Source organism: Bacillus sp. FSL H8-0534 (assembly GCF_038005885.1).
Taxonomy (GTDB): domain Bacteria; phylum Bacillota; class Bacilli; order Bacillales; family Bacillaceae_G; genus Bacillus_A; species Bacillus_A pseudomycoides.
The window spans coordinates 127,044-152,031 of the sequence record NZ_JBBOUC010000002.1; the positions used below are offsets into that span (position 1 = coordinate 127,044).

The 24,988-nt window shown below is 33.7% G+C and carries 29 protein-coding genes and 2 pseudogenes; 24 read left to right on the plus strand and 7 right to left on the minus strand.

All coding sequences use genetic code 11. The annotated features are described in order from the left end of the window. Window positions 1-972 precede the first annotated feature (972 nt). The 5 genes from MHH71_RS27605 to MHH71_RS27625 all read left to right on the plus strand — a co-directional run bounded on the left by MHH71_RS27605 (window position 973) and on the right by MHH71_RS27625 (window position 5,575). Window positions 973-2,697, plus strand: coding sequence for a helix-turn-helix domain-containing protein (locus MHH71_RS27605; RefSeq protein WP_006097400.1), 1,725 nt, complete (start codon window positions 973-975; stop codon window positions 2,695-2,697). A 560-nt stretch (window positions 2,698-3,257) separates the two neighbouring features. Beyond that, entirely contained in the window at window positions 3,258-3,554 is a 297-nt protein-coding gene (locus tag MHH71_RS27610; protein ID WP_029427758.1) for a hypothetical protein, read from the plus strand. 1 nt (window position 3,555) lies between these two features. Next, complete coding sequence (locus tag MHH71_RS27615) at window positions 3,556-3,741, plus strand: hypothetical protein (protein WP_006097401.1); 186 nt, start codon at window positions 3,556-3,558, stop codon at window positions 3,739-3,741. A gap of 99 nt (window positions 3,742-3,840) precedes the next feature. Further along, window positions 3,841-5,022 (plus strand): FtsK/SpoIIIE domain-containing protein, encoded by a 1,182-nt coding sequence (locus MHH71_RS27620; protein WP_033799470.1) that lies wholly within the window; start codon window positions 3,841-3,843, stop codon window positions 5,020-5,022. Continuing rightward, on the plus strand, window positions 4,961-5,575 hold the full coding sequence (locus tag MHH71_RS27625; protein ID WP_033799471.1) for a replication-relaxation family protein: 615 nt from the start codon (window positions 4,961-4,963) through the stop codon (window positions 5,573-5,575). The genes MHH71_RS27620 and MHH71_RS27625 overlap by 62 nt, the downstream gene beginning before the upstream one ends. Before the next feature lie 5 nt (window positions 5,576-5,580). Here the strand turns inward: MHH71_RS27625 and MHH71_RS27630 are convergent, their stop codons facing one another. After that, window positions 5,581-5,811 (minus strand): helix-turn-helix domain-containing protein, encoded by a 231-nt coding sequence (locus tag MHH71_RS27630; RefSeq protein ID WP_003209566.1) that lies wholly within the window; start codon window positions 5,809-5,811, stop codon window positions 5,581-5,583. Between the two features lie 463 nt (window positions 5,812-6,274). Between MHH71_RS27630 and MHH71_RS27635 the strand changes: the two are divergent. The 3 genes and pseudogenes from MHH71_RS27635 to MHH71_RS27645 all read left to right on the plus strand — a co-directional run. Then, a pseudogene (locus MHH71_RS27635) lies at window positions 6,275-6,484 on the plus strand (Y-family DNA polymerase); the annotation flags it as partial. A gap of 632 nt (window positions 6,485-7,116) precedes the next feature. Further along, window positions 7,117-8,469 carry a patatin-like phospholipase family protein gene (locus MHH71_RS27640; RefSeq protein ID WP_033799473.1) on the plus strand — a complete coding sequence of 451 codons (1,353 nt, stop codon included), beginning with the start codon at window positions 7,117-7,119 and terminating at the stop codon, window positions 8,467-8,469. A gap of 185 nt (window positions 8,470-8,654) precedes the next feature. Further along, window positions 8,655-9,098, plus strand: a complete 444-nt coding sequence (locus tag MHH71_RS27645; protein ID WP_018767625.1) for a hypothetical protein — start codon at window positions 8,655-8,657, stop codon at window positions 9,096-9,098. 207 nt (window positions 9,099-9,305) lie between these two features. Here MHH71_RS27645 and MHH71_RS27650 read toward each other — a convergent pair. Together MHH71_RS27650 and MHH71_RS27655 are read right to left on the minus strand one after the other, a co-directional pair. Then, a protein-coding gene (locus MHH71_RS27650; protein ID WP_098125495.1) for an IS3 family transposase occupies window positions 9,306-10,468 on the minus strand; the annotation gives its coding sequence in 2 pieces (ribosomal slippage) (window positions 9,306-10,201 and window positions 10,201-10,468; 1,164 coding nt in all). Between the two features lie 322 nt (window positions 10,469-10,790). Continuing rightward, window positions 10,791-11,476, minus strand: a protein-coding gene (locus tag MHH71_RS27655) for an IS6 family transposase (RefSeq protein ID WP_139358613.1) whose coding sequence is annotated in 2 segments (ribosomal slippage) — window positions 10,791-11,179 and window positions 11,179-11,476 — 687 coding nt in all. Because the reading frame shifts where the segments join, the coding sequence is not laid out codon by codon here. Between the two features lie 402 nt (window positions 11,477-11,878). On the opposite strand from MHH71_RS27655, the gene MHH71_RS27660 reads away from it, so the two are divergent. Then, window positions 11,879-12,868: a hypothetical protein gene (locus tag MHH71_RS27660; protein ID WP_006097397.1), complete on the plus strand. Its 990-nt coding sequence runs from the start codon at window positions 11,879-11,881 to the stop codon at window positions 12,866-12,868. A gap of 285 nt (window positions 12,869-13,153) precedes the next feature. Further along, window positions 13,154-13,333, plus strand: a complete 180-nt coding sequence (locus tag MHH71_RS27665; protein WP_006097396.1) for a hypothetical protein — start codon at window positions 13,154-13,156, stop codon at window positions 13,331-13,333. 318 nt (window positions 13,334-13,651) lie between these two features. Here the strand turns inward: MHH71_RS27665 and MHH71_RS27670 are convergent, their stop codons facing one another. Then, window positions 13,652-14,803, minus strand: coding sequence for a type I restriction endonuclease (locus MHH71_RS27670; protein WP_006097394.1), 1,152 nt, complete (start codon window positions 14,801-14,803; stop codon window positions 13,652-13,654). Window positions 14,804-15,004: 201 nt separating this feature from the next. Next, window positions 15,005-15,352 carry a helix-turn-helix domain-containing protein gene (locus MHH71_RS27675; protein WP_006097393.1) on the minus strand — a complete coding sequence of 116 codons (348 nt, stop codon included), beginning with the start codon at window positions 15,350-15,352 and terminating at the stop codon, window positions 15,005-15,007. A 601-nt stretch (window positions 15,353-15,953) separates the two neighbouring features. Between MHH71_RS27675 and MHH71_RS27680 the strand changes: the two genes are divergently transcribed. Beyond that, window positions 15,954-16,103 (plus strand): hypothetical protein, encoded by a 150-nt coding sequence (locus MHH71_RS27680; protein WP_006097392.1) that lies wholly within the window; start codon window positions 15,954-15,956, stop codon window positions 16,101-16,103. A 10-nt stretch (window positions 16,104-16,113) separates the two neighbouring features. Here the strand turns inward: MHH71_RS27680 and MHH71_RS27685 are convergent, their stop codons facing one another. Beyond that, window positions 16,114-16,464 (minus strand): helix-turn-helix domain-containing protein, encoded by a 351-nt coding sequence (locus MHH71_RS27685; protein ID WP_006097391.1) that lies wholly within the window; start codon window positions 16,462-16,464, stop codon window positions 16,114-16,116. A gap of 130 nt (window positions 16,465-16,594) precedes the next feature. On the opposite strand from MHH71_RS27685, the gene MHH71_RS27690 reads away from it, so the two are divergent. The 12 genes from MHH71_RS27690 (at window position 16,595) to MHH71_RS27745 (ending at window position 24,435) form a co-directional block, all read left to right on the plus strand. Further along, on the plus strand, window positions 16,595-16,816 hold the full coding sequence (locus MHH71_RS27690; protein ID WP_006097390.1) for a helix-turn-helix transcriptional regulator: 222 nt from the start codon (window positions 16,595-16,597) through the stop codon (window positions 16,814-16,816). A gap of 41 nt (window positions 16,817-16,857) precedes the next feature. Beyond that, the gene (locus MHH71_RS27695; RefSeq protein ID WP_033799468.1) at window positions 16,858-17,631 is read left to right on the plus strand and encodes a phage antirepressor; all 774 of its coding nucleotides are present in this window, start codon (window positions 16,858-16,860) and stop codon (window positions 17,629-17,631) included. A gap of 620 nt (window positions 17,632-18,251) precedes the next feature. Further along, a complete protein-coding gene (locus MHH71_RS27700; protein ID WP_018783084.1) occupies window positions 18,252-18,452 on the plus strand; it encodes a hypothetical protein in 201 nt (66 codons plus the stop codon). Window position 18,453: 1 nt separating this feature from the next. Next, window positions 18,454-18,651: a hypothetical protein gene (locus MHH71_RS27705; RefSeq protein ID WP_006097385.1), complete on the plus strand. Its 198-nt coding sequence runs from the start codon at window positions 18,454-18,456 to the stop codon at window positions 18,649-18,651. A 456-nt stretch (window positions 18,652-19,107) separates the two neighbouring features. Further along, on the plus strand, window positions 19,108-19,956 hold the full coding sequence (locus tag MHH71_RS27710) for a conserved phage C-terminal domain-containing protein (RefSeq protein ID WP_033799467.1): 849 nt from the start codon (window positions 19,108-19,110) through the stop codon (window positions 19,954-19,956). After that, window positions 19,892-20,698 (plus strand): ATP-binding protein, encoded by an 807-nt coding sequence (locus tag MHH71_RS27715; RefSeq protein WP_033799466.1) that lies wholly within the window; start codon window positions 19,892-19,894, stop codon window positions 20,696-20,698. The genes MHH71_RS27710 and MHH71_RS27715 overlap by 65 nt, the downstream gene beginning before the upstream one ends. 2 nt (window positions 20,699-20,700) lie before the next feature. Then, window positions 20,701-20,943: a hypothetical protein gene (locus MHH71_RS27720; protein ID WP_033799465.1), complete on the plus strand. Its 243-nt coding sequence runs from the start codon at window positions 20,701-20,703 to the stop codon at window positions 20,941-20,943. Window positions 20,944-20,954: 11 nt separating this feature from the next. Beyond that, entirely contained in the window at window positions 20,955-21,152 is a 198-nt protein-coding gene (locus MHH71_RS27725; RefSeq protein WP_006097381.1) for a hypothetical protein, read from the plus strand. An 18-nt stretch (window positions 21,153-21,170) separates the two neighbouring features. Continuing rightward, window positions 21,171-21,293 (plus strand): Fur-regulated basic protein FbpA, encoded by a 123-nt coding sequence (locus MHH71_RS27730; protein ID WP_240517046.1) that lies wholly within the window; start codon window positions 21,171-21,173, stop codon window positions 21,291-21,293. Between the two features lie 167 nt (window positions 21,294-21,460). Continuing rightward, window positions 21,461-21,847: a hypothetical protein gene (locus MHH71_RS27735; protein WP_018767569.1), complete on the plus strand. Its 387-nt coding sequence runs from the start codon at window positions 21,461-21,463 to the stop codon at window positions 21,845-21,847. A 239-nt stretch (window positions 21,848-22,086) separates the two neighbouring features. Beyond that, on the plus strand, window positions 22,087-23,115 hold the full coding sequence (locus MHH71_RS27740; protein WP_078212027.1) for a lysozyme family protein: 1,029 nt from the start codon (window positions 22,087-22,089) through the stop codon (window positions 23,113-23,115). 435 nt (window positions 23,116-23,550) lie between these two features. Beyond that, window positions 23,551-24,435, plus strand: a complete 885-nt coding sequence (locus MHH71_RS27745) for a M23 family metallopeptidase (protein ID WP_340725666.1) — start codon at window positions 23,551-23,553, stop codon at window positions 24,433-24,435. Between the two features lie 37 nt (window positions 24,436-24,472). Here MHH71_RS27745 and MHH71_RS30730 read toward each other — a convergent pair whose 3' ends face one another. Next, the gene (locus MHH71_RS30730; protein ID WP_157753651.1) at window positions 24,473-24,580 is read right to left on the minus strand and encodes an IS3 family transposase; all 108 of its coding nucleotides are present in this window, start codon (window positions 24,578-24,580) and stop codon (window positions 24,473-24,475) included. Here MHH71_RS30730 and MHH71_RS27750 point away from each other — a divergent pair. Further along, window positions 24,575-24,775, plus strand: a pseudogene (locus MHH71_RS27750) (peptidase M23); the annotation flags it as partial. The gene MHH71_RS30730 and the pseudogene MHH71_RS27750 sit on opposite strands and share 6 nt — an antisense overlap. Window positions 24,776-24,988: the final 213 nt, after the last annotated feature.

A 24,988-nucleotide genomic window follows, 5' to 3' on the forward strand; every position in this document is an offset into this window, starting at 1 on the left:
ACGACATAAAACCAGTTGTGACAAGGGATACAGGATTTTCTTCATTTTTTTTTGTGTCAAGGATATGGCAAAAAACGTTTCATGTTTTAGATGTGTCAAATTATTAGTGAAACAGTAGAAAAACGTTGATATATAAGGGGTAAATGAAGATGTTTCATGTTTTTACGTCGAGGATATGGCAAAAGTGTTTCATGTTCATATATGAGTCATTTATTATGGGGATATCCATTGAATGTAGTGGTATGAAGGGTTGTAAGAGAATTGAAAAAGATATTAGGTAAACGATATGGCAAAAAACGTTTCATGTTTTAAAATTTAAAAGGTCAAGGATATGGCAAAAGTGTTTCATGTATTATATGTAGGGGAAAAAGAAAGAAACACCTATAAAACCTTGATACATAAGGGTTTATAAGTGTTTCTTATATTTGATAAGGTCAAGGATATGGCAAAAATGTTTCAGGGTGATCTAGGATCCGCTTTGTACATAGAAGGTAAAACGCTTGATATATATGAGTTTACGGGATGTTAAAAAAAAATTGAAAATATATAATCAAAATAAGAAAAATTAACTAATGTTTCATCTTTTGAATTTTAGGTCAAGGATATGACAAAGATGTTTCAATTGTTTGTTTCAAATAGATATGAATGAATCTAGCTCATTATATACGTGTTATGCATGTAAAAGCATATATAAGAGTATGGTAGAGAAGTGATAAGGGAAAAAGTGTGTTTCATATTTATAAAAAAGGTTAACAATATGTCCAAAAGTGTTTCAGTTATTAATTCGTTAGATTAATTGATGGTATATTGGTTGGTAATGTATAATAAATGTTATTTCACTTGTACAAACAAGACAAAAGTGTTTCATTATTTTTTTGAACATAACAGAATCGGAAAATAATAATGATTTATATATAAGTCGCTAAATATTGGTTTGTTTGAAAGGAATGTACGAAAGAAAGGAGTGACAGCGTGGAGAAATTAGCACAATTGTTTACTGATGCTTTGTTAATATCTGAACCTTTATATGGAAATAACAAAGCTATTTGGGAGAAATGGACTTCTTTTAGCGCAGACGTAGAAAAAGATAGTAGTAAGGTTGTAACATCACAATATGTTTCACCATCTTTTTCAGCATTAGTATCGTGGCTTAGTAAAAAGAATGAAAGTGGAATAACCTCACTACAAATTGCTATTAAGTTGAACCAGTATAAGAACGAAATCCATTCAGAAATTGAACATCTTTTAACAGAAGAGTTTAAAAATGATAACAAGCCAAAATTAAGTGATGAAACAGTAATTCAGGTAGAAGAAAACAAAGATGAAACAGATGATAAAGATTATTTTGAGGTCAATAATTCTGCGGTTTACTTTAAATTACGTGACGGGATCTCCAAGAATCATTTTGAAGAGGATTCAAATATAGGTGTTAAATCTTATCCGATTGAAACGAAAGAAAGTAATGCGATAGCTCAGCTTTCTTCTCATAGGGATGAGGATTTGAAGCTGATTAAAGATGATGAAGCGTCCCGGTGGAACACTTTAGTTAATGATGTAATGAGTAATATGGATGATCTTACAGCGGATGTATTAGATTCAATTACTATACAATGGCTAGCTCAAGCTCAGTCACCGGACGAGTTCATCGAATTTTCATATGAGCAAGTGTTGGATATGTGTAATGTACCTAAAAAGAAAGTAAGTAAGGGAGAATATTATAGACCTGAAGATAAAATTAAGGTTGCTAAGAGGATTGCTGCTTTAGCGAGCATTTTTATATATTTAAATGATGATAACGAAGTAGTTGTTTTAAATGATGAAAATGAAAATGATGAGGAATATAAAGTAAAAAGGGAAGTAATTAAAAGGTTATTTGTTTTAGATTCAGTTGTATTATGGAGACATAATACAACAAATGAATATATGGGTATTGAATCCTGCCGAATTAAACCTGGAAGCTTTTTATCAAGTTATTTATATGGTTCAAATAATACTACAGCTTTATTATCTAAAAAGGCACTTGAATATAATAGTTATCGACATAAATATCATAAACGCTTAATTCGTTATTTAACATGGCAATGGAGAATTAGGCAAATATATTCTACTTTAAAGCGCCCATACTCCATTGGAGGCGATAAAGGATTATTAGCTGTCATGGCAATTCCACTTACATGGAAACCAAGTCGTATTCGAGAACACTTAGAGAATGTTCTTACTGATTTAGAGAGAGAGAATGTGATCTCTAAGTGGGAGTATTCAAGTACATTAGATGAAGAACGTTTAAATAAGAAAAATTGGTTCAAAGATTATTGGATCGATTTAAATATTACTATTCTTCCGCCAGAAGAATTAATTAAGTCTATGTACAATTTACCAAAGAAAAAAACATTAGAAATAGAGAATGATAATGAAACAACAATAGAATATAGTGAAAAGACTAAAGATATTATTGATATGCCACAAAGCACAGTTAGTAAAGAACCTGACATTTTTGATGAAGAAGTTGTTCGAGAAAAAATACTAGAGCGACACAATGTTGATAATATAAGTATACGAGAGCTTGCAAAAGAAATAAAAATATCGGCACCTACGTTATCTAGATTTTGCAATAGACAAACCAAGCGTTTATCAGCTAATGCAGTTGAAAAAATGTCAAAGTGGTATGAGAGACAAATGATATTAGAAAAGATGTAATCGTCAAATATATATTTATAGAAATGTGAGAGAGCCTATTTTATTTTGGATATAAAATAAAATAGGCTCTTTACTTATGTTTGTGTTTCAATTATCAATCAACAGATCTATTGTAGCTTTATAATTAAAATTGATAAAAAAGAAACAGTTAATCCATTATTAGTAGCGAACAAAAAAACTCCATTTTGAAAAAAGATTGATCAAAAGGGAGTTAATTCTCTAAATGAAGTATATAATTTTTATAATAAAGTTTGATCATTTCTAGGAGCCTTATTGTACTAAAGCACCCATTAGTGCAATAACAGTTTATTATTGAATATGAACAGTTAAAAAAGATTTGGCAAAAAACGCAAAAGATCGAACGAATTATAGCTTAGGTAAAACTAATTTTGTAACTGAAATATTGGAAAAAGCTATGAAGTCTTATAAAGATTATTGTCGAACGTCATTCTAAAATGGGAATGGCTTATTTTTGTACTTTTTTGTGGTACAAATTCGAAAAAGGAAGTCATTATCATATGTATTAAATGCATCTAGAATTTTATGTGGATGGTGAGGATATGAGCCAATATCAAATGCTGTATAGTACACCTTATTTGTATTCTTCAAAAATGCTTAGACAAATGTACAAAGAAACAAAAAAAGAGGGAAATCTTTGTGCTATACGAGACCACATGTTAAGACATGAAGTGTATCTGGATCGACAATATCGGGCGTACTATTATTTAAGTCAAGACATCGAAGAGGATCTGTATGGGGATGAACATGCTTTGTCTTGGAATGAGTTATTAGATGACTACCAACTCTACAGGGATCGTAAAGGGAATTTGTCCATTAAACCAAAAGGATGGGATTAACATGACAATCATTGGAGAGTTAGGAGTTGTGTATGGTGTGACAGGAGTCTCTATTTTAGGGATTAAATTGCTGGAAAAGAAAGGTCTTTACCTTCCAGATTGGTTGCTACGTGCGGGTCTCAAATGCTTATTGATTGGGAGTGTTTGGTATGTGTTAATGGATATACTAGATGTGTTTCTACGTTAGTATTTTATCTGGTAGTCGAAAATAATTATAATAGCGCATCTTAAGTGTTTTTTCTAAGCATCCATACAGGCTCAACTACCTTAAGGAGGTATGGAGGAAATGTTATCACTTTTATTAATTCCAGCAACCTTTATAACAGTAGCTTATTTTTGCCAAGGTAAAGGAATGAGTGATAAGAAAAAAATTGCAACCTTTTTTGAAATTACAAAGATCTGTGTTCAGCATAAAGGGGAATTACAATATCCGATTTTCATAAAGGAAATGGAAGATGACATAAGTAAGAATTATGTTTACAAGTTACCACTTGGTGTCCCAAGTCAGCTAATCAAAAAGTTAGCTGAAGTATTGGAAGAAGGACTCTACAAACCTGTTAAAATATCGTTTTATCAAAGGGAGCTTCATATTCGGGTATTTAAGAAAAAAATACCTGAAAGGTGGAATTGGTCTAAGGATTTGTTAAAGGAGCAAACATGGCGTGTTATGATGGGGAAATCGTTAGATAAGTACATCTATCATGACTTTGAGAGCACACCGCATATGTGCGTGTCGGGTATGACGCGTTTTGGAAAAACAGTATTTCTAAAAAATGTGATGACGAGTTTAATTTTACAACAGCCTCAACATGTGAGTTTTTTTATTATCGATCTAAAGGAAGGTCTAGAATTTAGTCCTTATAAGGATCTGTCCCAAGTAGTAGAAGTAGCTGAAAACCCACAACAAGCGTTAGAAATGTTGGCTAAAGTACGTAAAAATATGCTAAGACAGATTGAGATAATGAAGAATTATTATTTGACCAATATCATAGACACATCAATTAGAGAACGCTGTTTCATCATAGTAGATGAAGGAGCAAATCTTTGTCCGACACAAGGGCTTCCGAAAAAACAACGGGATTTATTATATATGTGTCAGGAGATGTTATCTGAAATTGCACGAGTTGGAGGAGGTTTAGGGTTCCGGCTCATATTTTGCACTCAATATCCTACTTCGGATACATTACCAAGGCAAATTAAACAAAATGCTGATGCAAAATTAGGGTTTCGGTTACCTACAGCAATCGCTTCGCAAGTTGCTTTGGATGAACCAGGGCTTGAGGATTTACCTTCCCTTCCAGGAAGAGCATTGTTTAAGACAGATCGTACAGAAGAAATTCAGGTACCTTATCTGAAGGATAAAGAAATGTGGGATTTACTAAAGCAATACAAGGTGGTGAAACAACATGAAGCATCAAACGCTCAAACAGAAAGCGAGGCAAATCGAGATTTTATCCACTTTGAGTAAATTAGACTTTGCAACCAGGAGACAATTGCAAGCCATTCACTGTTTAGGAAGTATTCGGAATGCAAATCGTGTATTAAAGGATCTGACTCCATATTGTCACATCACAAAAATAGCTCGTGAACATGTATATTATTTAAATAAAAAAGGACGTGATTTATTAGGAATCACAAGGACAGTAAAGAAAAATAGTCAATTACAGCATATATTAATGAGAAACGAATCCTGGATGTGGCTAGGATTTCCAGAATGGAAAACAGAAAGACCTATAGAATTTTCAATCAAGGGTCAGCGATATCAAATTATCCCAGATGCAACCTATTTTGATGATAAAGTCCCTCATTTCGTAGAGGTAGATCGCATGCAACATATGAAAGCAAATGAACATAAAATACAGTTATATGGCCATATAACAGATATCTATAAAAGACAGAATGCTATTGTTCCAGTGATTATCTTTTTTACACTGTCAGACTATCGGCAATCTAAATTAGAGCAATATGCTGTAAAACAAAATGTATTTATGAGAACGTTCGTTATGGACGATATATTTTAGTTGTATTAAACATTTATGTCCCAAAAGTCATGATAATCAACACGCTTATCAAATTTTCTTAGTGTTTTAATAATTTTGGTTGCGGATGTTAAAGTGGGAACACGATCTTTTTTATTTGCTAAATCACTTATTAATGATTTACTTAATCCAGTTCGTTGTACTAACCATTGTTGTTTAATTCCTCTACGATCTAAATAATCACCAAATGGAGTTCTTTTTTTTCCTAGCCCAAACATAGGGAATCCCTCCTAATAGAGAATATCGTACTAATAGCTTGTACAATATTCCATAAAACTAAACCTTTGTTCATAAATATGGAATTATGTTTTAAAACGAAGCATAGAATAATATAAAGAAAATCGAAAAATATGGAATAATTTTGAGGAATCTAGCATTCATAGTAATAGCTACAAGTTGCTGATACACTATCCTAATGGCAACTTGTTGCAAAGGGTATTCCTATAAAATAAAAAGCTTAAATCCATTGATACACATGGATTTAAGCTTTTCTTAATTTATGAAGCAATGAAAATGAGTTTAATAAGTTAAGAGATACTAAATTGATCAGTGGTCGAATTTTGAAGAATTGCATATAATTTCACGTACCATATTCGTATTAAAAATTATTTATAAAAGGATTATAATACAAAACAATGGGTTTATAATAAGAACATGTGTTCTGTTTTTGGAGGTAAAATGATGTTCGATTACTCAAAATGCATGAATCGAATGATATTCTGTATCGACCTTTGTTCATTTTTTGCTAGTTGTGCTTGTGTTATGCGAGGACTAGATCCATTAAAAGTGAAATTAGCTGTTGTTGGAGATGTAAATCGAAATGGATCTATTGTATTGGCTGCCACTCCTGAACTGAAAAAATTAGGGATTTCTACAGCAACCAGATTTTATATTGCTGTTTTTTTTGAGTTAAATTTAAATTAACAATTCTATCAAAGGTTATTATAATTTTTCTCAAAAATAGAAAAATGTTTAGAGCGAAATTAATTAAAAAGCGTCATCTTTTCGGGGATTTTTAGTTTTTAGAAGAGAGAGATGTAAATATGGGGTTCAGCCGAGATACATTTGAAAATGGTTCTTTTTACACACTTAATGATAGTTTGACTGTTAAAACGAAGGATATACAACGTTTGTATTAGATTATTTCCATTCCCATTCCCAATCCAACTGTGGAAAGATGTAATCAAATTTGAATTTTGTTAAGAAATAGATACTTAATATAGGGAGAGGGGAAGGATTAACATCTAAATCCAAAGAAATTGTAGACTTTTTAACTAAAAATGAACAATTAACTTTAGTCCTTTATCTTAAGCTCTTATGGTTTGGCAATTATCTTAAGAATATTTTGTTTCCTAATAAAGAGGAAAATTCTAATGCAGTTCTTAAAAAGAACTGCGTTTTTTTAGTAATAAAGATCTACGATGATATCATCATTTTATAAATAAATTCACTGCATACTTGCTCCTACAGTTGGAGATTATTTCAGATGTACAGATTTGAGTAATGAAAGAAGGGGATTAATTTTGAATAAAAATCTGAAATTAGCATTTTCTGGCGGTGGGTTTCGGGCTTCATTCTATGCGCTAGGGGGATATAAACGGCTAGTTGAATGTAAACTAGATCAGTATGTGACGAGTATCAGCTCTGTTTCTGGAGGTAGTATCACCGCTGCAGCTATTATGCTTGCCCTATATAAAGGTGGTGAGTTTCGAAATGTAATTGATTTTGAAGAGCGTGTTATTACTCCCTTAGTTAAATTAGGACAAATCGACCTTCGTACAAAATTGATTACAAATTCTTTTACAAAACAAATCTTGTCTTTTAAATCTATTCGGGAGAAATGTAGCGATGCACTACCAACATTACTTGATGAATATCTTTGCGAAGGGATTCACATGAAAGAATTACAAAACCTTTCGACCACCTGGTATTGTAATACAACCTGTTTAGATACTATGAGGATGTTTTATTTCTCAAATGATCATATGTACGGAACTTATATTGGACAAACAACCAATATAGATGACATTTCCGTTTCTTATGCTGTGGCTACTTCTGCCGCTTTTCCATTATTATTTGCCCCTATCTCTTTATCGGTAGCAGATAGAATCTTTTGCGATCCGGAAAATCGAATGCAAGGGAACCCATTGTTAAAATATGACACCTTGTGGTTTTCCGATGGAGGAGTATTCGATAATATCGGAACTGAACCATTGATATTACCGGATGAGGCAGAATCAGTAAATAATCAACGTAGATCTCCCCCTTTAGCAAAGCATAGAAAAGAACCTATGAAATTTATTCCCAAAAATTCTGATGAGATATACTTTGTGTTAGATGCCTCTGCGGCTGAAAGAGAGTGGAAAGAAAATGAAAAACCTACTCATTTTGAATTAAACAAACGCATTCTAGATACATCTAATAGCCAAATTGTAGTATTAAGAAGAAAAATGTTACGTAATTTAGATCCAGATATTTACCCAGGATTACAGCTCATTCTTAGTACTCCTATTCAAACTTTATTAGATTCAAATAGGAACCCTTTTTATACTGACCATGTTTCTTTACCAGACTATCAATTATATTCCCCTCCTTCAGACGAAGAAAATATAGAAAATTTATTAGCAGGACTTCGTACGGATTTGGATGGTTTTCATGATAGTGAAATTCAAACATTGATGCGTGCAGGTGAAATTCGAATGGACATGGCTTTACGGATGTTGCTGCCAGATTATATGAAGAGTTTAAAAAACATATCTATTCCTACATTTTCATCAGAAAATATAGAGCAACTTTCAGAAATATTACGGTCAGGTGGTAAGCATCGCTTAACTGGCAGTCTTTTTCAAAAACTTCATGATATTAAGGAACCTTGAGAGAAGAAATGTCTCAATTCATTGGCTTGTATCATTGGAGAAATGTAGCATTTCTATTTAAAATATGATGGCTTCGGTATCTACGTAAAAAAGTTTATGTAATTATTTTTTTATAATAATAAATTTTGTGTATCTGTAAACAATATAGGACGTAAACATTTATATAGACTATGGAGGGAACAACTATGAGCGAACATTTACAACACCATCCCCATTTCGGGAATACGTTAGCAGATCATTTTATGGAACATCATCGAAATCCACTTTCATTCCATGCTCCCATCGTACATGTTAAAGCAACAATAAAATTAGTTGAAGAAGACGATTCTAATTCAGAAGGTGGAACACATCAGCATTTTTTAATTAATAATATTCAAGTTATTGATATAAAAGGTGCACCAAAATCTCTAGTAGAAGATGAAGCTTTTTGTGCAATTCGCTATGGGGATAAATTAGGATTAAAAAATCCTATCCCAGACTTAAAAGAAGGGGAAGAAATCGAACTACAAGGGGAGTATGTTGATAAAACACATGCAAAGGTAGGAATTGGTAACCCAGGGGATCCAGTAATACACTTCACACATCACCCGGTAGGATTTGTAAATTATAATGGTAAACATTACGAATAGATATTTAGTTGACCCTTTCATAAACAGTGGGATTTTATTTTTAGCAAATAACAAAGGTGAGATTCATAAATGGTGGAACCTTCCATATGTAGGAAGAACTCAGTGCATTCCAATTTAGCTATGCTATTTTCTCTCTTAAAAAACGCTATCCCTTTTGTGTATTTATACAATGGTCTGACCCCATTTGGTGAGACAAAGAAAAAACACCTAGACAACATGTTTCCTATAAGCTATAGGTGACATGTTATCTAATTTTCTCTGAATCCGTTCATTATTATAGTAGTGGATGTATTCATCCACAGTTTGTATTATACTAGCATTATTCGATTGTTTTATATTTTGCGCATAGAATCCTTCGGATTTCAAGTGAGAATGAAAGGATTCTATGAGGGCATTATCATGGCAGTTTCCTGTACGAGACATGCTTGTGATAATGCCTTTTTCTTTGGCATATGTTTGAAATTGTTTTGATGTATACACTTTTCCTTGATCCGAATGTAAAATCGTATCAATCACATTTCGCTTTCTTAAAGCTTCTTTTAGAGTATCTAATACAAGAGAAACATCCTGTGTCTCACCTATTTTATAACTTATAATTTCATTGTTAAACCCATCTATAATAGATGAAAAATAAAGAGTCTTATTGCCGAACATCAAATACGTGATATCCGTGAACCATTTTTCATTAGGCTTGGTAGCTTTAAATCTTCGTTGTATTCTATTTTTAGCTACCACTGGTTCATGACCGAGTACAAATGTCTTTTTCTTTTTTCTAACCCGAGATAATACGTTGTATTTTCTCATGATACGTAATACTTTTTTATGATTGATTACGATGTTAAATTGATTACGTAGACAAGCTGTAACCCGACGATATCCATACCGATATTTATGATGTTGACATATTTCTATTACGGTTTTTTCTTCATGATTAGTTACTGTTTTCTCCTGCTTTTTCCAACGATAATAAGTAGCACGTGAAATATCAAATATGGAACACAGTTCTGCAATTGTAAAAATTGATTGCCATTCCTTTATCATTTTCATTATTTCTTCTTTTCCTCCCACCTCCTTAAAATTTCTTGGCACTTTTCCAGCAATATAATCTTTGCCTTTAAATAACGTATTTCTAATTCTTTTTGTTCAAGTTCTGTTAACTTTTTTAAGCCTTTTCCATGTACAGATTGTCTTCCAATAGATTGTTCAAACCGATAGGTTTCGCCTTCACGATACCATTTCATCCAAGTTTTAATTTGAGCCACATGTTTAATTCCTAAGGCATCCATAATTTCTTTATTTTTGAATCCTTGGTGTTTCATTTCAACTACTTTCCACTTTATTTCGGCGGGATAATGCGTCTTTTTCCCCATACGAAAAACACCTCCATTAAAATCATAACTGATACTTACGATTTAGAGAGGTGTTTTTTATCGTCTCATTCTCAGGGTTCACTCCATACAAAAGGGATAGCGTTTTGGGTTATGTGGTTACAATCTCACCTTATCTGAATTCGTGATGTTATATGGCCTTAACTATGGAAATTACTTAGTGGATTCATTAATTTGGTTCCATCAAGGCTACCTAGACCTATACAAGCATCCCATCCTGAAGATGCCATATAAGCACCGTTTAAGTGGTTCTGTTGCAAAGTTTCAAAAAGCATAAACAGGTGTTGCTAAATAGGGGAACCATTTAGGCAGTGATTAATAATTTGTATAATTCATTATGCGTTGAAAAACCGAAGTCTGAGCCAAGACTTCGGTTTCTTTTATATAGAGCATGAATGGTTTCGGTTTCTTTTATCGTACGTGAAACATGACGAAGGTTTTGAAATCCTGCGGATTTGGCAAAACGCCTCTTGACATACCTATGATCCTGTTCGACGAGAATGTTCAAATGTTTGATTGTACAATGAATTGTATTTGAATAAAAACCTTGTTTTCTTAATTTCTTAAATGCGCAAAGTAATGCCGGCGCTTTGTCTGTTGTTAGAGCCGTTGGTTCGCCAAATGTTTTCACTAATCTTTTCATAAAGGTATAAGCAGCCTGATAATTCCGTTTTTTACGAAGTTGAATATCAATGTATGCCTGTCTTTATCTATTGCACGATATAAATAACACCATTTTCCTTTGACTTTTATATAGGTTTCATCTAGCTTCCAAGATAATTGGACGTTTTTATTTTTCTTCTTCCAAATTTGATAGATAAGGTTTCCGTATTCATGAACCCAGCGCATGATAGTTGTTGGGTGAACTGAGATTCCACGTTCTTTTAAAATTTCAGAGATATCACGATAACTTAAAGAAAAACGACAGTAGTACAGGGCGGCTACCAAAATAATATCTTTCTTGAACTGTTTTCCTTTAAAATATCGCATTTGTGTTTCTCCTTATTCTTTTTTCCAGAGTGTAGTCTCATTTAGAAAACTTTGCAACAGAGCCAATTTTAATACTAGTCATCGTAATCTCTTCTGGATTTATGAATTATGCCATGTAAGCACATATAAATTTTCTCCGATTTAAAAGATATTATGTAATAACGTTAAAAACGTTATTGGTGATATTTTACAAATAGAGAGGGTTTTATTTCCGAAACTATAAGCTATGTTAATGTCAAGTGTTAAGTTTGGGTTCATTTGAATAATGAGAGTAAAAACCGCTCAGTTTAAATCGTTGAATGGTAAGAATTAGTGTATATATTTATTTAAGGTATAGCAAAACATAACTTTGTTTTTAATGAAGCATATTCTTCTCAAAACTTTTAGAAAGGAAGTAATTATATGGATAAAAAGGTAAAAAAACTTCTAGATATAAAAGAAGCTAATGAAAATGTATTACTAAATAAACCTAACGTCATAGGGGTTGATGTAGGATTTAAGTATGTGGAAGGAAAACGAACTGATGAGATCGCCATACGTACATTTGTAACAAAGAAAGAGAATGTAGGACCTGAACATGAAATTCCGCGTACGATTGAAGGCGTAAAAACGGATGTCATTGAAGAAAAAAAAGTGGAATTACAGGTGTTAAAGATTCCGGTGGGTGCACCTGTTCTTGAAAATGAAACTGGTAAATTTGATCCTTTAGTTGGAGGAATTAGTGTAGGCCCTTGTAGAGCTATAAATGGATTTATATTTGTAGGTACTCTAGGTGCAATTGTTCAGAAAGAGGATAATAAATTCTACGCATTAAGTAATTTTCATGTCATGGGTGTTGATAATAATTGGAAATCTGGTGATGAAATGACACAACCTGGAAGGGTAGATGGTGGTCAATGTTCAGGAGACATAATCGGAGCTCTTGATAGCGTATGCCTTGGAGATAAAATTAACTCTCAAAATAAGCCCGTAGATGCAGCTATATCTATAATAAAAAACAGACGGACTTCTCCAGAGATTCTTAATATAGGTAAAGTAAAAGGTAAGGTCTCCCCGACTATTGGTGCCAGTGTTCGTAAGCAAGGTCGTACAACTGGATTGACTCATGGAACAATAACTGGCCTTGGTCGCACTAGTTCAATTGATTATGGATCAGGTATTGGAGTGGTCACATTAAAAAATCAAATTACTATTGAACCAGATACTACTAAAAATCCTAAGTTTTCTGATCATGGTGATTCAGGTTCAGTAATTGTTGATGAGCAAAATCGTGTCATAGGACTACTTTTTGGTGGTGCTGAGGATGGATCATCCACTTTTGCTAATTTATTTAGTGATGTTGAAGCGGCTCTCGGTATTTCACTATTTACTGGGGTTCCTGTTCATATTTAATTTGAAAAGAATACACGTAAAAGGGAAGTTAAGAAAGAAAAGTTGCTAGTATGTTCCGATAAAGAAGAGGGCATTTATGTGAAAAACAACAATTGTATACAATTAAATGTTGCCAAAGATTGTTGTTCAAATATTGGGTTATAGAAACCAAAGAAATAAGGAGAAATTCAGTATGGAAGAATATAGAAGTGATCAATTTGTTGGTATAGTAAAAAATGGGAGTTTCAGATTTTAATCCCAGAATCTGCTCGTTGTACCTCTGTAAAGCTAACAGGGATAAGAGAAATGGAAGCTGTGACACCAGAGGCTAGGGAAATTAATCTTACTTCATACGAGAATCGAGCTCTTGTGGTTCAAGGTCATCACGGAGGTGAATGGATTTATGCTGCGCATGTAGCTGAACAAGCAGGACCAGCTTTTACAGCTGTAGTTCAACAACTGGCAGGAGTAGCTTGTGTGTCATAAAAAATGAGGTTCTGTTGCAAGGTTTTTTAAATGAGACTACACTCTAGATGTCACTTTAGGATTTATTTTGCACATATAACTTTCAAACCCAGCTACCTTCACATGAAAAGGTTAGCTGGGTTTCTTAAATATTTACATCCAGGTTTTTTTTATGTACCATTAATTTTTTTGAGAAGCCAAAGTAAAAGCGAAACATAAGGTCGGTTTCTCTTGTCGGTTCTTCTTCATACATTTGCACCAGAACCACAAATCTAGTTACAACTATTTTGTCAGATTCTGTCGAGGGAAATAAAAAAAAGAGAGCCGAAACCCTCTTTTTTACGCACTAGTTACAATTTGGTCATAACAAGATAGGATTAATGCTTCTAATTTTTTTAGATCGTGAACATCGTTAATAAAAATTCTACTTACTCCCTGAGACTTAGGTGCTTGTTCAACTACAAAATTAGGACACAATTGTTTAGTAGTTTCTAAGTCTAATCTTACAACTAAGGATTTTGATTCACTTTCAAGGAATAGGCGTATAAACCATTTTGTAATTACACGATTCATAATTCCGAAATAACTAATAGTATCTTTATATTTAACGTCACTAATGTCTCTTTGATTTTTAACTAAAATTTCTTTAACGATATCAAAAGCAATTAGTTCATCATCAGTAGTAATAATTCTATCGTTTTTGTTTTCCTTAATAATTTCTTCAACTATTTCAGTTGAAGAAGCAACTTCAGCTACACTTTTTTCGACTGTCTCAGTTACTGTTGGCTCTTTTGGAGTCAAGCCGTCACTGATTATCTCTAATAACGTTTGGTTAATTGCTTTTTTTACAATTGGTCTGAATCGATCTAAAACATTGTTTGTGATTCTAGTTGAGCTAAAATCTTTAATTAGAAAACGAAGGAAATCATCTGAAGGATTCTTAAATAATTCTTTAATTGTGGAATTTAAATTAGTCATATAGATAAGCTCTTCAGCATATTTAACAATTTCCTCAGCTTCAAAATTTTCTTTTGTAAAAGTTTCAATTGTTTCTATATCCACATTACTTAAATTATCCATGTTAAATGTAAAGAAAGGTTGTTCATCCATAACATTGTCATTAGTTAGATCAGTGTAAAACTTGTACTCTACACCATTAGTAAGTACCCCTACTTTGACATCTGGTAAGGCGTTGAAATACCTAGACAATTGAGCGTCATGTTTAAGTAGATTCTCAGTTACAGATTTTGCCTCAATTAAAATAATAGGAACTCCATTTTTAAAAACAGCGTAATCCACCTTTTCCCCTTTTTTAGCTCCAAAATCTGCAATGTACTCGGGTCTAACTTCTAAAGGATTAAAAACGTCATAACCTAATTTTTGTAAAAAAGGAATGATTAATGATTGTTTAGTCATCTCTTCGTTAGTTATGTATTCTTTTCGTTCTAAAATTTGGTTAGATATTTTGTTTATATCATTTCTGAACTCCATATTGAATTTCCCCTTAACTTTAATATTTTATAGTTCGGAATATTAATAACATTTACTATAAAAATCCATAATATAACAGAATTTCTAAATATAAATAAGTAGGTTATTTATTTTCTATAGAATTCGGACAAATAAAAAAGAGAGCAAATTGCTCCCTTACCACTGTTCAATGGAAAAGATTTCTTTTATTTTGAAATCAAATCACAATATATCTTTGTTGTTTTGCAACATTTTCACGTACAATGAAACTTGCTTTGCAAAACGACCTTGCTGACGTCCATCGAGTTCCTCATAAGCCCTTTGGACATCATTAAATAGTAATTCTAGTAACGCATCTTCTTTCTCGTTTTTGAAGCTAAGAAGACGGTCTATGGAGGTGTTAAAAAACGACGCAAGTACTTTCAAACTTTCAAGATCAGGTTCATGGCGATCCACTTCCCAATTTTTGATTTGTCCACGTGATAACCCTGTTCTATCAGATAATTGTTCTTGCGTTAAACCGAAAGACTTTCTGAAATTTTTAATGTTTTGACCGACTGTAGTTTTCATAGTTTGAGTATAATAATCACTCTATTACTATACCACAATTGGTAGTTATTCTGACTTTTTTGTTTTATTTAGGTCGTATTTCTGTTTATAAGAAATAAAAGGAACAAAAGTTCGTGTTTTTATGGTAAAATATTCATATAGAGGTCTTTAAATGAAAAAATGAAAAAATGCATACTTCTTTCTATGAAATTCAAGAAAAACTGTTATATATGGATCTTTAAAATCCCTCAAAAATGATAGATTATTTAGTAATTTTTAACTATATTACATGGAGATAGCGAAAGATGGAGAAGAGGGAAGAGAATATATAGAACAATCAATCGAGAGTTTTCCACAGTATTCTACCGAAAAGAGTCTTAAAACGTTATAGATAAATTATACATAAAAGTTGGTGAAGCACTTGAAAGGTAAGGTTATTAAAGCCATTTTGACAATTGCTACTGTAGTTTGTTTTTCTATCACCGCTTTCCAATTGACACTATCAAATCGATAGTGTCATTTCTGCTCTAAAGGAAATGGAGAGTTCTTGACCCAAAGCGACAAAAGCTCATCATTTTAAGAAAGTCTACATATATTAAAGAGGATATAGGGGGAAGTAGATATGAAAAAAGAGCAATTGGTTAGGGAAGCGATAAAATTGGGTTTGAAACATGGAGCTCCGATTAAAGCAGAAGATATTTTAAAAATTTGTCTAGACGAATCTTATAAGGAAAACCAAATACATAAAAAAGAAGACTGTCACATTAAGTAGTCTTCTTTGATTAGCCATTCTTTTCATTTTGCATATAAGTAACATACATCTCTAACTGTTCCCAAGCTTTCTTTCTCTCATCTTCTGGAAGACTTTCAATTAAAGCTAGTATGTTTTTTCCTTCTTCAGTAACAATCTTGTTTTCTTCTTCGCTCAATTCTGGATCTTCTGATCTACCTAATAAATAATCAGTAGTTACACCGAAATAATCAGCAATCTTTTCTAATGATTCTCGCCCAGGTGACTTTTTTCCCTTTTCAAAATAAGAAATAGCCATTTTAGATACACCAATAGCATTACCAAGTTGCTCTTGCGTTATCTTATTATTCTTCCTTAGTTCTTTAATCTTTTCCCCGATCAATATTAATGCCCCCTTTTATAAAGTGTTTGCAATAAATAAAGTATAAAGTAAACATAGTGTTTACCACAAGTTGAAAATCATTATATTTTTTGGGGAAAAGCACTTGAAATAAACCTTAGGTTTACTTATAATGAAATTACAGGCAACGAAGGGAGGAAATAACTTGCATCAGTTAAAACAAAAACGACTAGAAAAAGGAATGTCTTGCCAAGATGTTGCCAATAAGGTCGGAATTACTAAAATGCACTACTGGTATATCGAAAACAACAAAAGAACATTAAAAATAGACTTAGCGCTAAAAATCGCAATAGCTCTTGAGGAAAATCCTAAAGAACTTTTTTTTAACAATTAAAGTAAACCTTAGGTTTATAAAGTAAAAAAGGAGTAAACCAAATGAATGAACTCAAAAAATTTTCACACAGTATGTTCGGGAACTTAGGAATTCTTATTAAAGATGGAAAAGAATACTTTCCGGCAACAGATGTCGCTAAAGCATTAGGGTATTCAAATCCACACAAAGCAATTAAAGATCATTGTAAATCTGAAGGGGTGAACGAAACGTTAGTCCCTACTAATAGTGGACGACAAAGAAAAAAATTCATCAATGAATCCAATTTATACCGCTTAATCGTAAAATCAAAACTTCCACAAGCGGATCAATTTGAAAAATGGGTAATTGAAGAAGTTCTTCCAACAATCCGTAAACACGGAGTATATATGACAGATCAAGTACTAGAACAAGTGGTAACTAATCCAGACTTCATGATCGGTCTTCTCACTAATTTAAAAGAAGAAAAAGAGAGACGCTTTGAAGCTGAACGAAAAGTATTACAGCAACAACCTTTAGTAACATTTGCTCAAGCAGTCCAAGTTTCAACGAATCTAATCAGCATAAAGCAGTTAGCGATTCTAATGAAACAAAAAGGAATAGAAACAGGTCAAAACAGACTCTTCGAATGGTTGAGAGAAAACGGCTACCTTTGCAAGAAAAGAGGAAGCATGTACAACACACCTACTCAGTATGCAATGGATTTAGGATTATTCGAGTCACAAGAATTTGTAAGAACAAATAGTGAAGGTGAATTCGTAACATCATTCACACCAAAAGTTACAGGAAAAGGCCAGTTTTACTTTATTAATAAGTTTCTTAATCAGGAGGCGATCTAAGTAGTGGAAGAAAGTACATTCTCACTATTCATGGTAGTGGTGGTTATAGCTTGTTTTGCTGGACTAGGGTATGTGATGGAGCGGATAGACAAATTGTTCATGAAGGATGAGGAGTAATGACCAAAGAGCAGCGTGACAAATACGAAGAAAATCATTGGAATTATAAACGCATTAAAGGCTAGAGGGTTACATAACAGTGTGGCAATTATCGAGAAGTACCATTATATAACTCTAGCTAAAAAAGATACATAAAAAGCCCTGTCCAGGGTTACAGGGCATCACTAAGGTTTTGGGTTAAGGGAACACATGACTTTGTACCAATATAATATCACGAACTTTTTATGAAGCATCAAAGTGATTTTGACGATTTTAAGAACATATAAAAAAAACCTGTACGGGGAGGCACAGGCTTGAAGAAAGTGATATTTCGATATGCACTTCATATTTTATCAGAGACTTATCAAGATTAATACAACAATAATACAGAATATTCAGTCTATATGTTGAGAAATAAAAAAACGTCCTACCCCTAAGACGGTTTTGGAGAAACAAGATAAAGATATTAGTACTTATATTATAACATATTTTGTTTCTCTTCTTAAATAAGGAGGAATGTGGAAATGATTGAAAATCCGATGTTAATTGGAAATCCTCATGATTCATCAGTGAATGATTCTATTGGGAATTGCGAAGGTTGCTCTCAAGAGATTTATTTTGGTGAAGAGTACTTGGATTTTGAAGGCGATTTTATACACAATTCAACAGAATGCGTTGAGGAATATGTTGTAGGCCATTCCTTGAAGAAAGTCGCAGGTGAATAAGATGAATTTACAAAACAAAATCGAAGCTGAAATTCAAATTCTTAAGAGTTTAGTTGAAAGATATAAGCAAAGTGATGAAGATAACGCTGCATCGATGGTTGTGGCTTATGAATACGGATTACAGGCACTGATAGAAGTGTATGAAGTTAGCAAACAAACGGAATTGACACTCCCATCCCTAAAGGGGCAAGCTGGCTAAATCCAGTGGGATTCTTGCTACCAAGGGCGAAGTCCATTTCTGGTATCGCTGACGTGCAAGATTGCGGTGTGCCAACACCACTCTCACGACAGACCCAATAGGTTCGTGAGCTACGGTACTATGACCATACCGTACAGCTAGTTGCGTGTTCAAACGTTTTAGCGTCTAGTTCTTGACGACACATATTATTTTACCGATAGCATGAGTTAGTCTATCGGACTTCATATGATATCTTGTTTTCAAGGAACACATAGGCGTTTTAAAGACTTGTTCTTGTCTATGGTTGAAGTATACCCAAAAAACAGGTGTTTTTCTATGAAAAAGCGATACTTTCATCCCATGCCTAAAGGCGGACTAAAGTCCTGTATGGGCTTTCCCGTATCGCGATCTGTAATCAGTGTTAAAGGCAGCAGTATGCGAAAGGGAGAATGCGTGATGAGGAAGATGGTGAACTAAATGAGTAGCAACATATTTCAACTAGAAACATTTGCAAGAAACGGTTATATGGTGCGACTTGCTTATGTTGATATCACTGGGGATTTAATTGCAGGGATTTTATTAGGTCAAATTGTTTACTGGTATATGCCTAATGAACAAGGAAAGAGCAAATTAAGGGTTAAGAAGAACGGAGAGTTTTGGCTTGCTAAAGGTCGTGAAGATTGGCGTAACGAGATAAGGATTACTCCTAAACAATATGATCGAGCAATTAAAATTTTAATCGATAAAGGATTTGTAGAAGTTAAAAAGTTCAAATTTAATGGTGCTCCTACAAATCACATTAAATTAAATACTTCCGAAGTTACCGAAAGGGTGAAATGGATTTTAACCTTTGGGGAAATTCCAAATTCCCCTTTGAGTGAAATGGAACTTATCGAAACAGTAAATTCTTTAACAGAGATTACTACAGAGACTACAACAAAGAGTACTACATTAGAAGATAATATGTCTTCTGACCAAAAAGAACGGTCAAAAGACTGCATCCCTTATGAAGATATTGTTTCTTATCTTAATGAAAAAGCAGGTAAATCTTATAAATACAAAACAGCCAAAACAAAAGACCTAATTAAAGCGAGATTTAATCAAGGTTTTACTATAGAAGATTTCAAGAAAGTAATTGATATAAAAGCTTCTCATTGGTTAACAGATGAAGAGTATAACCAATATTTAAGACCATCAACATTATTCGGAACGAAATTTGAAGAATACTTAAACCAACAACCTAAAAAAGGAGCGAGTTCGAATGCAAGTAGTGGCAAAGATAGTAGCTTCATCAGCAAATATGACTTTACCAAAGGTCGCAAATGAAAGATGTGATTTATGTAGAAGGAAAAAGTTTCTTGATGAAAATAACAAAACTTATTGCTGGCATTGCAAAGAAATCGCTCCTCAGGACGTCCAGTTAGCTCAGGAAACGCTTGTAATACAAAAGAGGAACCAAGTCATTAGTTTATACGATTCATTCGCAGATAATAGCCTAATCAACGAAAAATTAAAGAAGGCTACTTTTGATAACTATGCACCACCTACAAAGGAATTAGCAGATGCTAAAGAGACAATCATGAATTTCGTTTTTACATATAGCAAAGAAGATCCAACGAGCATGATTATAACTGGAGATTACGGAGTGGGTAAAAGTCATTTGTGTGTAGCAGCTACAAAAGAATTAATGAAACGTGGATATAGTGCAATGTTCATCCAAATGAATAAGCTATTTACCAAAATCAAATCTACATGGAATAAAAACAGCGAACTAACGGAGGAAAAGCTTATGTCTCTCCTTGCTAAAGTAGACGTACTTATTATCGATGATTTTGGAGCAGAGTTTACAGAAAAAGATAAAGAGGGCGTTACCTGGAAGCAAACGAAGACAAATGAAATTGTAGATAGTCGTATAGGTAAAAGTACGTTATTTACAACAAATTTCAACGTAGGCCAATTAGCAGAAATGTACGGAGAACGAGATTTTAGCAGAATGATGGAAAACGCAGAAATGCTAGAAATGTTTGGCGATAATTATAGATTGCGAAACTTCAAAAAGGGGGAATAACAATGTGTGCATGTAAAGAAACGGGAGTTATTAGGAACGACATGGGGAATGGCTGTTATCAATTTGCGCCATGTATTTGCACAGCAGGTAATCAGAGTCCTGAAGAAGTGGATGGAAGACGTCATGACGTCTTGGCGCGTTTGGAAATAGCTTATCAAATGCAAATGGAGGGGAAATGGGATATGGATTTGGCGGCTACATTACAAGCGAATAAGAGGAAAAGAAAGAGAAAGCAAATTAGCTAGGAGGATAAGCCATGACAGCAAAGGAACGGGCAAGACTACACGGTTTTTGGACGCATAAGAAGACAGGGCAGCGTATCGCTATATCGCGTGTGACGCTGTATGGCGAGGCACATGCGAGGAAGGTGAATTCGCTAGGGCATGAAGTGGGGCCAAAGGAAATTATATTGGTGCGAGATCTGAAGGAAGACTATGTGAAAAGTATGATTTAGGTAATGGGCAGGAAATAAATTTATATCGATGTGTTATTACATAAAGAGGTTTATACGGAAGAAGATACAGGACGGCAGCTTTATGAAATGAGCGAGCAAGAACTTTGGGATCTATTAAAAGGAGATGGGGAAAATGAGTAAGGAATTAGCAGATGAATTGTATGAGAAAAACATCTATAAATTATTGAAGTTGTTTTTCTTTCTGAATGCCATTGGTCTTCAGCGTGGTAAAACGTCTTAGAACGAAAAAAATAAACATGTTTTATGAGATTTGTTGTTTTTTACATAGAAAGTAGGTGAATTATCATTTGTTTGAATGGATGAAAGACTATCAGAAATTAGAAGAAGATATTGCTTATTTGGACTACAATTTAGATAAAACAAAAGCTGAATTAAAACGCTGGATTAGTGGTGATTTACGGGATGTTCGTTTAACTGCTGAATCGGACGGTGCGAAAGTAGAAGGACATATTGAAGCAATTGAATATGAATTAGCTCATAAGATGAATGCTATGTACGATTTAAAGTATTTGATTAGTAAGTTTACAGGATTAGAAAATCGAATACTAAAAATGAAATATGTGGACGGAATGACTTTAGAACAAATAGCTTTTGATTTGCATTATAGTACAGGCTATATCCGACGTAAGCATGCTGAAATAAAAAAGATTGTCAAGTTTCTAGATGAATTTTAATGTTACCTTTATGTAGATTACATGTGGTGTACAGAAACCATTGAAAAAATGATTTATAGTAGTAATATAAGGTTTTCACGAAAGGGCAACTATTGTATGGTTGCTCTTTTTCTTATGAACCAAGGTGAGTACTAGGAACTAGTTTTACAGAACAAAGAGCATTTAGCAGTTAGATGTACTCAGTAAAGAAGTAGGTTTTTAGGCGGAAAATAATAAGAAGGATAAGGAGATGTTTAGTAATGAATAAATTAGTTGCTTCAGCTAAAACCGTTAATCTGCCGCAACAGGTTCTACGATGGCAGACAATGGTAGAAAATGAATGTAATGCACAAGGTGTACCTGAGTTAGTACCTTATGTGCTTGGAATTATTATGGTGGAAAGTGGTGGGAATTCCGAACAGACCCCCGATATTATGCAGTCAAGTGAATCTCAAGGAAGACCTGCGAATTCAATTAACAACCCTAAGGAGTCCATTCATTACGGAGTAATGCACTTAAAAGGATCTTTTGCAGATGCAAAGAAGTACGGTATTACTGATTTAAGTGCTATTGTTCAAACATATAATTTTGGACGTGCTTACATTCGTTGGCTAGCTTCTAACAATAAACAGCATTCACTACCGGTGGCAGACCTGTATTCTAAAACTGTTGTTGCACCATCTCTTGGAAATACAAATGGTACTATGGTTCGGTATAGTCACCCTATCGCTGTAGCATACAATGGTGGTTATCGATATAAAAGCGGGGGGAATTTTTTCTACGCTGAAATTGTTAAACAATATGTGGATTTTAATGGAGGAACTGATTCTGCAGATGTGGATACTCGAAAGAACGTTTCGTTACCTTCTGGATGGGAAACAAATAATATAGGTTCTATCACTGTCACACAGCCTCATTCAAAGGTATATTCAGCGCCTAGTGAAACATCAGAGCACGTTGGTGATGTTCCCAAAGGAAGTGGCCATATATACTTAGATTGGCATTATGATGGTAGTCGTTTCTGGTATAAAATTGCAGAAAATAATTGGATCCGTGAAGACGTTTGTAAAATTAATAAAGACGGAAAATCAAAAGGAGTTGTTTGGATTTCTGGCACAAACATCAATCTTAGAAAAGGTGCTTCCACTGGAGATCCTATTATAAATAAAATTACAAAACAATCTGCTTACGATGTTCATTATCGTTATGAGAATTGGATTTATGTAACGGGTGAAGGTGTTGAAGGTTGGATGTATTTCGATGAGAGTTATACAAAGTGGCTTAGATAGTTTAAAATGATCCAAACTTTCAAATTTCTTAAGATAAAGCGGGATATAATAGGATACTAGTTTCTAAACTGATCCTCCTGAAAAACCTCTGTAACCAATAGGTCTTGGTATTACTACATCTAAATATCCGATTGGATGGGAATTTAGATGTATAGCCAAGCACAAGGTGGATATTTTACGGGTAATGTAACTAAAAACACCGTATCTTATTTTAAGTGTAGTTTGGTATGAACAGCCTATGTTATGACTTGGAAACAGTACATGGTTAAAAAAGAACATTTTGATGTTAGGTAACGACGGAGGGTTTTTTGTTCTACTCATCTTAAGATTTGAAAAACTATAATATATCCCAAAAATAATAAATATAGACAGTGAACGAAGGTGCTCATGTAAGGACCTTTTTTATATTCTGTAAAAATAGAAAGGAAGATGAATATGGCAAAATTTATTTATCCAACAGACACAATGAGAGTAACAAGCGGTTTTAGAGGTGACAGACCAGATCATCATGGGGTAGACCTTGCTGAAGCGGGGTATCATCCAATTTATGCAGCGGCTAGCGGGAAAGTTAGTCGTTCTTATTTTTCATCTAGTTATGGTGAATGTATTATGATTGTGCACACCATTGATGGAGTTACATGGGAAACTGTATACGCTCATATGCGTAGTGGTTCTCGAACGGTTAAAGAAGGCGATTATGTTACACAAGGACAAACAATTGGAGTTATGGGAAGTACGGGACAGGCTTATGGTCAGCACTTACATTTTGAATTGCATAAAGGTGGCTGGAATATTAATAAGAGTAATGCTGTGAACCCGTTAGACTACTTGGGGAAAGGGGACGGTGGCAACACTGGAAATACAGATGTGGATACTCGAAAGAACGTTTCGTTACCTTCTGGATGGGAAACAAATAATATAGGTTCTATCACTGTCACACAGCCTCATTCAAAGGTATATTCAGCGCCTAGTGAAACATCAGAGCACGTTGGTGATGTTCCCAAAGGAAGTGGCCATATATACTTAGATTGGCATTATGATGGTAGTCGTTTCTGGTATAAAATTGCAGAAAATAATTGGATCCGTGAAGACGTTTGTAAAATTAATAAAGACGGAAAATCAAAAGGAGTTGTTTGGATTTCTGGCACAAACATCAATCTTAGAAAAGGTGCTTCCACTGGAGATCCTATTATAAATAAAATTACAAAACAATCTGCTTACGATGTTCATTATCGTTATGAGAATTGGATTTATGTAACGGGTGAAGGTGTTGAAGGTTGGATGTATTTCGATGAGAGTTATACAAAATGGCTTAGATAGTTTAAAAGTCGGCTCTTATTGAATTGAACCCAAAAAGTTAGACAAGAGAATTTAAGTAGCTTCTTTGAGCATGGGTCCGATATTGTAAAGGACTCATGCCTTTTAATTTTACTGTAATTCTTTTGTGGTTATAATACTGGAACACTTCGATATACAATGGTTCAGTGCTTATTCAAAATATCCGGCAGGTTATGATATTAACACATATGATGGTTCTAACGGAAATTATACAGATAATGTAGATGGATCTGTTCCATATGGAATTTATGCGTGTCAAGACGGATATATTGATATTGGTCAAAACATTTGGGTAGAAGAAAAACATTTTGATGTAAAGTAGTATCTCGAAATTCATGAATATTAAATTAGATGAAAAAAAGCATCATAGGATGCTTTTTTTGCGGTGGGGTTAATCCCTGTAAAACGGTGATCGGAGCGTAGAGAGAAATTAATGGAAGAGCAACTGATACATAGTTGCTCTTTTTCTTTTGAAAGAAAGTGATAACAATGAATCACTTATAGAAAAAGCTAGCCATATATGCATTAAGCCATC

What these genes read in the sequence shown, in the direction of transcription:
- MHH71_RS27610 (WP_029427758.1), top strand. Translation starts at nt 3,258, where the DNA reads ATGAGCCAATATCAAATGCTGTATAGTACACCTTATTTGTATTCTTCA.
- MHH71_RS27615 (WP_006097401.1), top strand. Translation starts at nt 3,556, where the DNA reads ATGACAATCATTGGAGAGTTAGGAGTTGTGTATGGTGTGACAGGAGTC.
- MHH71_RS27620 (WP_033799470.1), top strand. Translation starts at nt 3,841, where the DNA reads ATGTTATCACTTTTATTAATTCCAGCAACCTTTATAACAGTAGCTTAT.
- MHH71_RS27625 (WP_033799471.1), top strand. Translation starts at nt 4,961, where the DNA reads ATGAAGCATCAAACGCTCAAACAGAAAGCGAGGCAAATCGAGATTTTA.
- MHH71_RS27630 (WP_003209566.1), bottom strand. Translation starts at nt 5,811, where the DNA reads ATGTTTGGGCTAGGAAAAAAAAGAACTCCATTTGGTGATTATTTAGAT.
- MHH71_RS27645 (WP_018767625.1), top strand. Translation starts at nt 8,655, where the DNA reads ATGAGCGAACATTTACAACACCATCCCCATTTCGGGAATACGTTAGCA.
- MHH71_RS27660 (WP_006097397.1), top strand. Translation starts at nt 11,879, where the DNA reads ATGGATAAAAAGGTAAAAAAACTTCTAGATATAAAAGAAGCTAATGAA.
- MHH71_RS27665 (WP_006097396.1), top strand. Translation starts at nt 13,154, where the DNA reads ATGGAAGCTGTGACACCAGAGGCTAGGGAAATTAATCTTACTTCATAC.
- MHH71_RS27670 (WP_006097394.1), bottom strand. Translation starts at nt 14,803, where the DNA reads ATGGAGTTCAGAAATGATATAAACAAAATATCTAACCAAATTTTAGAA.
- MHH71_RS27675 (WP_006097393.1), bottom strand. Translation starts at nt 15,352, where the DNA reads ATGAAAACTACAGTCGGTCAAAACATTAAAAATTTCAGAAAGTCTTTC.
- MHH71_RS27680 (WP_006097392.1), top strand. Translation starts at nt 15,954, where the DNA reads ATGAAAAAAGAGCAATTGGTTAGGGAAGCGATAAAATTGGGTTTGAAA.
- MHH71_RS27690 (WP_006097390.1), top strand. Translation starts at nt 16,595, where the DNA reads ATGAAATTACAGGCAACGAAGGGAGGAAATAACTTGCATCAGTTAAAA.
- MHH71_RS27695 (WP_033799468.1), top strand. Translation starts at nt 16,858, where the DNA reads ATGAATGAACTCAAAAAATTTTCACACAGTATGTTCGGGAACTTAGGA.
- MHH71_RS27700 (WP_018783084.1), top strand. Translation starts at nt 18,252, where the DNA reads ATGATTGAAAATCCGATGTTAATTGGAAATCCTCATGATTCATCAGTG.
- MHH71_RS27705 (WP_006097385.1), top strand. Translation starts at nt 18,454, where the DNA reads ATGAATTTACAAAACAAAATCGAAGCTGAAATTCAAATTCTTAAGAGT.
- MHH71_RS27710 (WP_033799467.1), top strand. Translation starts at nt 19,108, where the DNA reads ATGAGTAGCAACATATTTCAACTAGAAACATTTGCAAGAAACGGTTAT.
- MHH71_RS27715 (WP_033799466.1), top strand. Translation starts at nt 19,892, where the DNA reads ATGCAAGTAGTGGCAAAGATAGTAGCTTCATCAGCAAATATGACTTTA.
- MHH71_RS27720 (WP_033799465.1), top strand. Translation starts at nt 20,701, where the DNA reads ATGTGTGCATGTAAAGAAACGGGAGTTATTAGGAACGACATGGGGAAT.
- MHH71_RS27725 (WP_006097381.1), top strand. Translation starts at nt 20,955, where the DNA reads ATGACAGCAAAGGAACGGGCAAGACTACACGGTTTTTGGACGCATAAG.
- MHH71_RS27740 (WP_078212027.1), top strand. Translation starts at nt 22,087, where the DNA reads ATGAATAAATTAGTTGCTTCAGCTAAAACCGTTAATCTGCCGCAACAG.
- MHH71_RS27745 (WP_340725666.1), top strand. Translation starts at nt 23,551, where the DNA reads ATGGCAAAATTTATTTATCCAACAGACACAATGAGAGTAACAAGCGGT.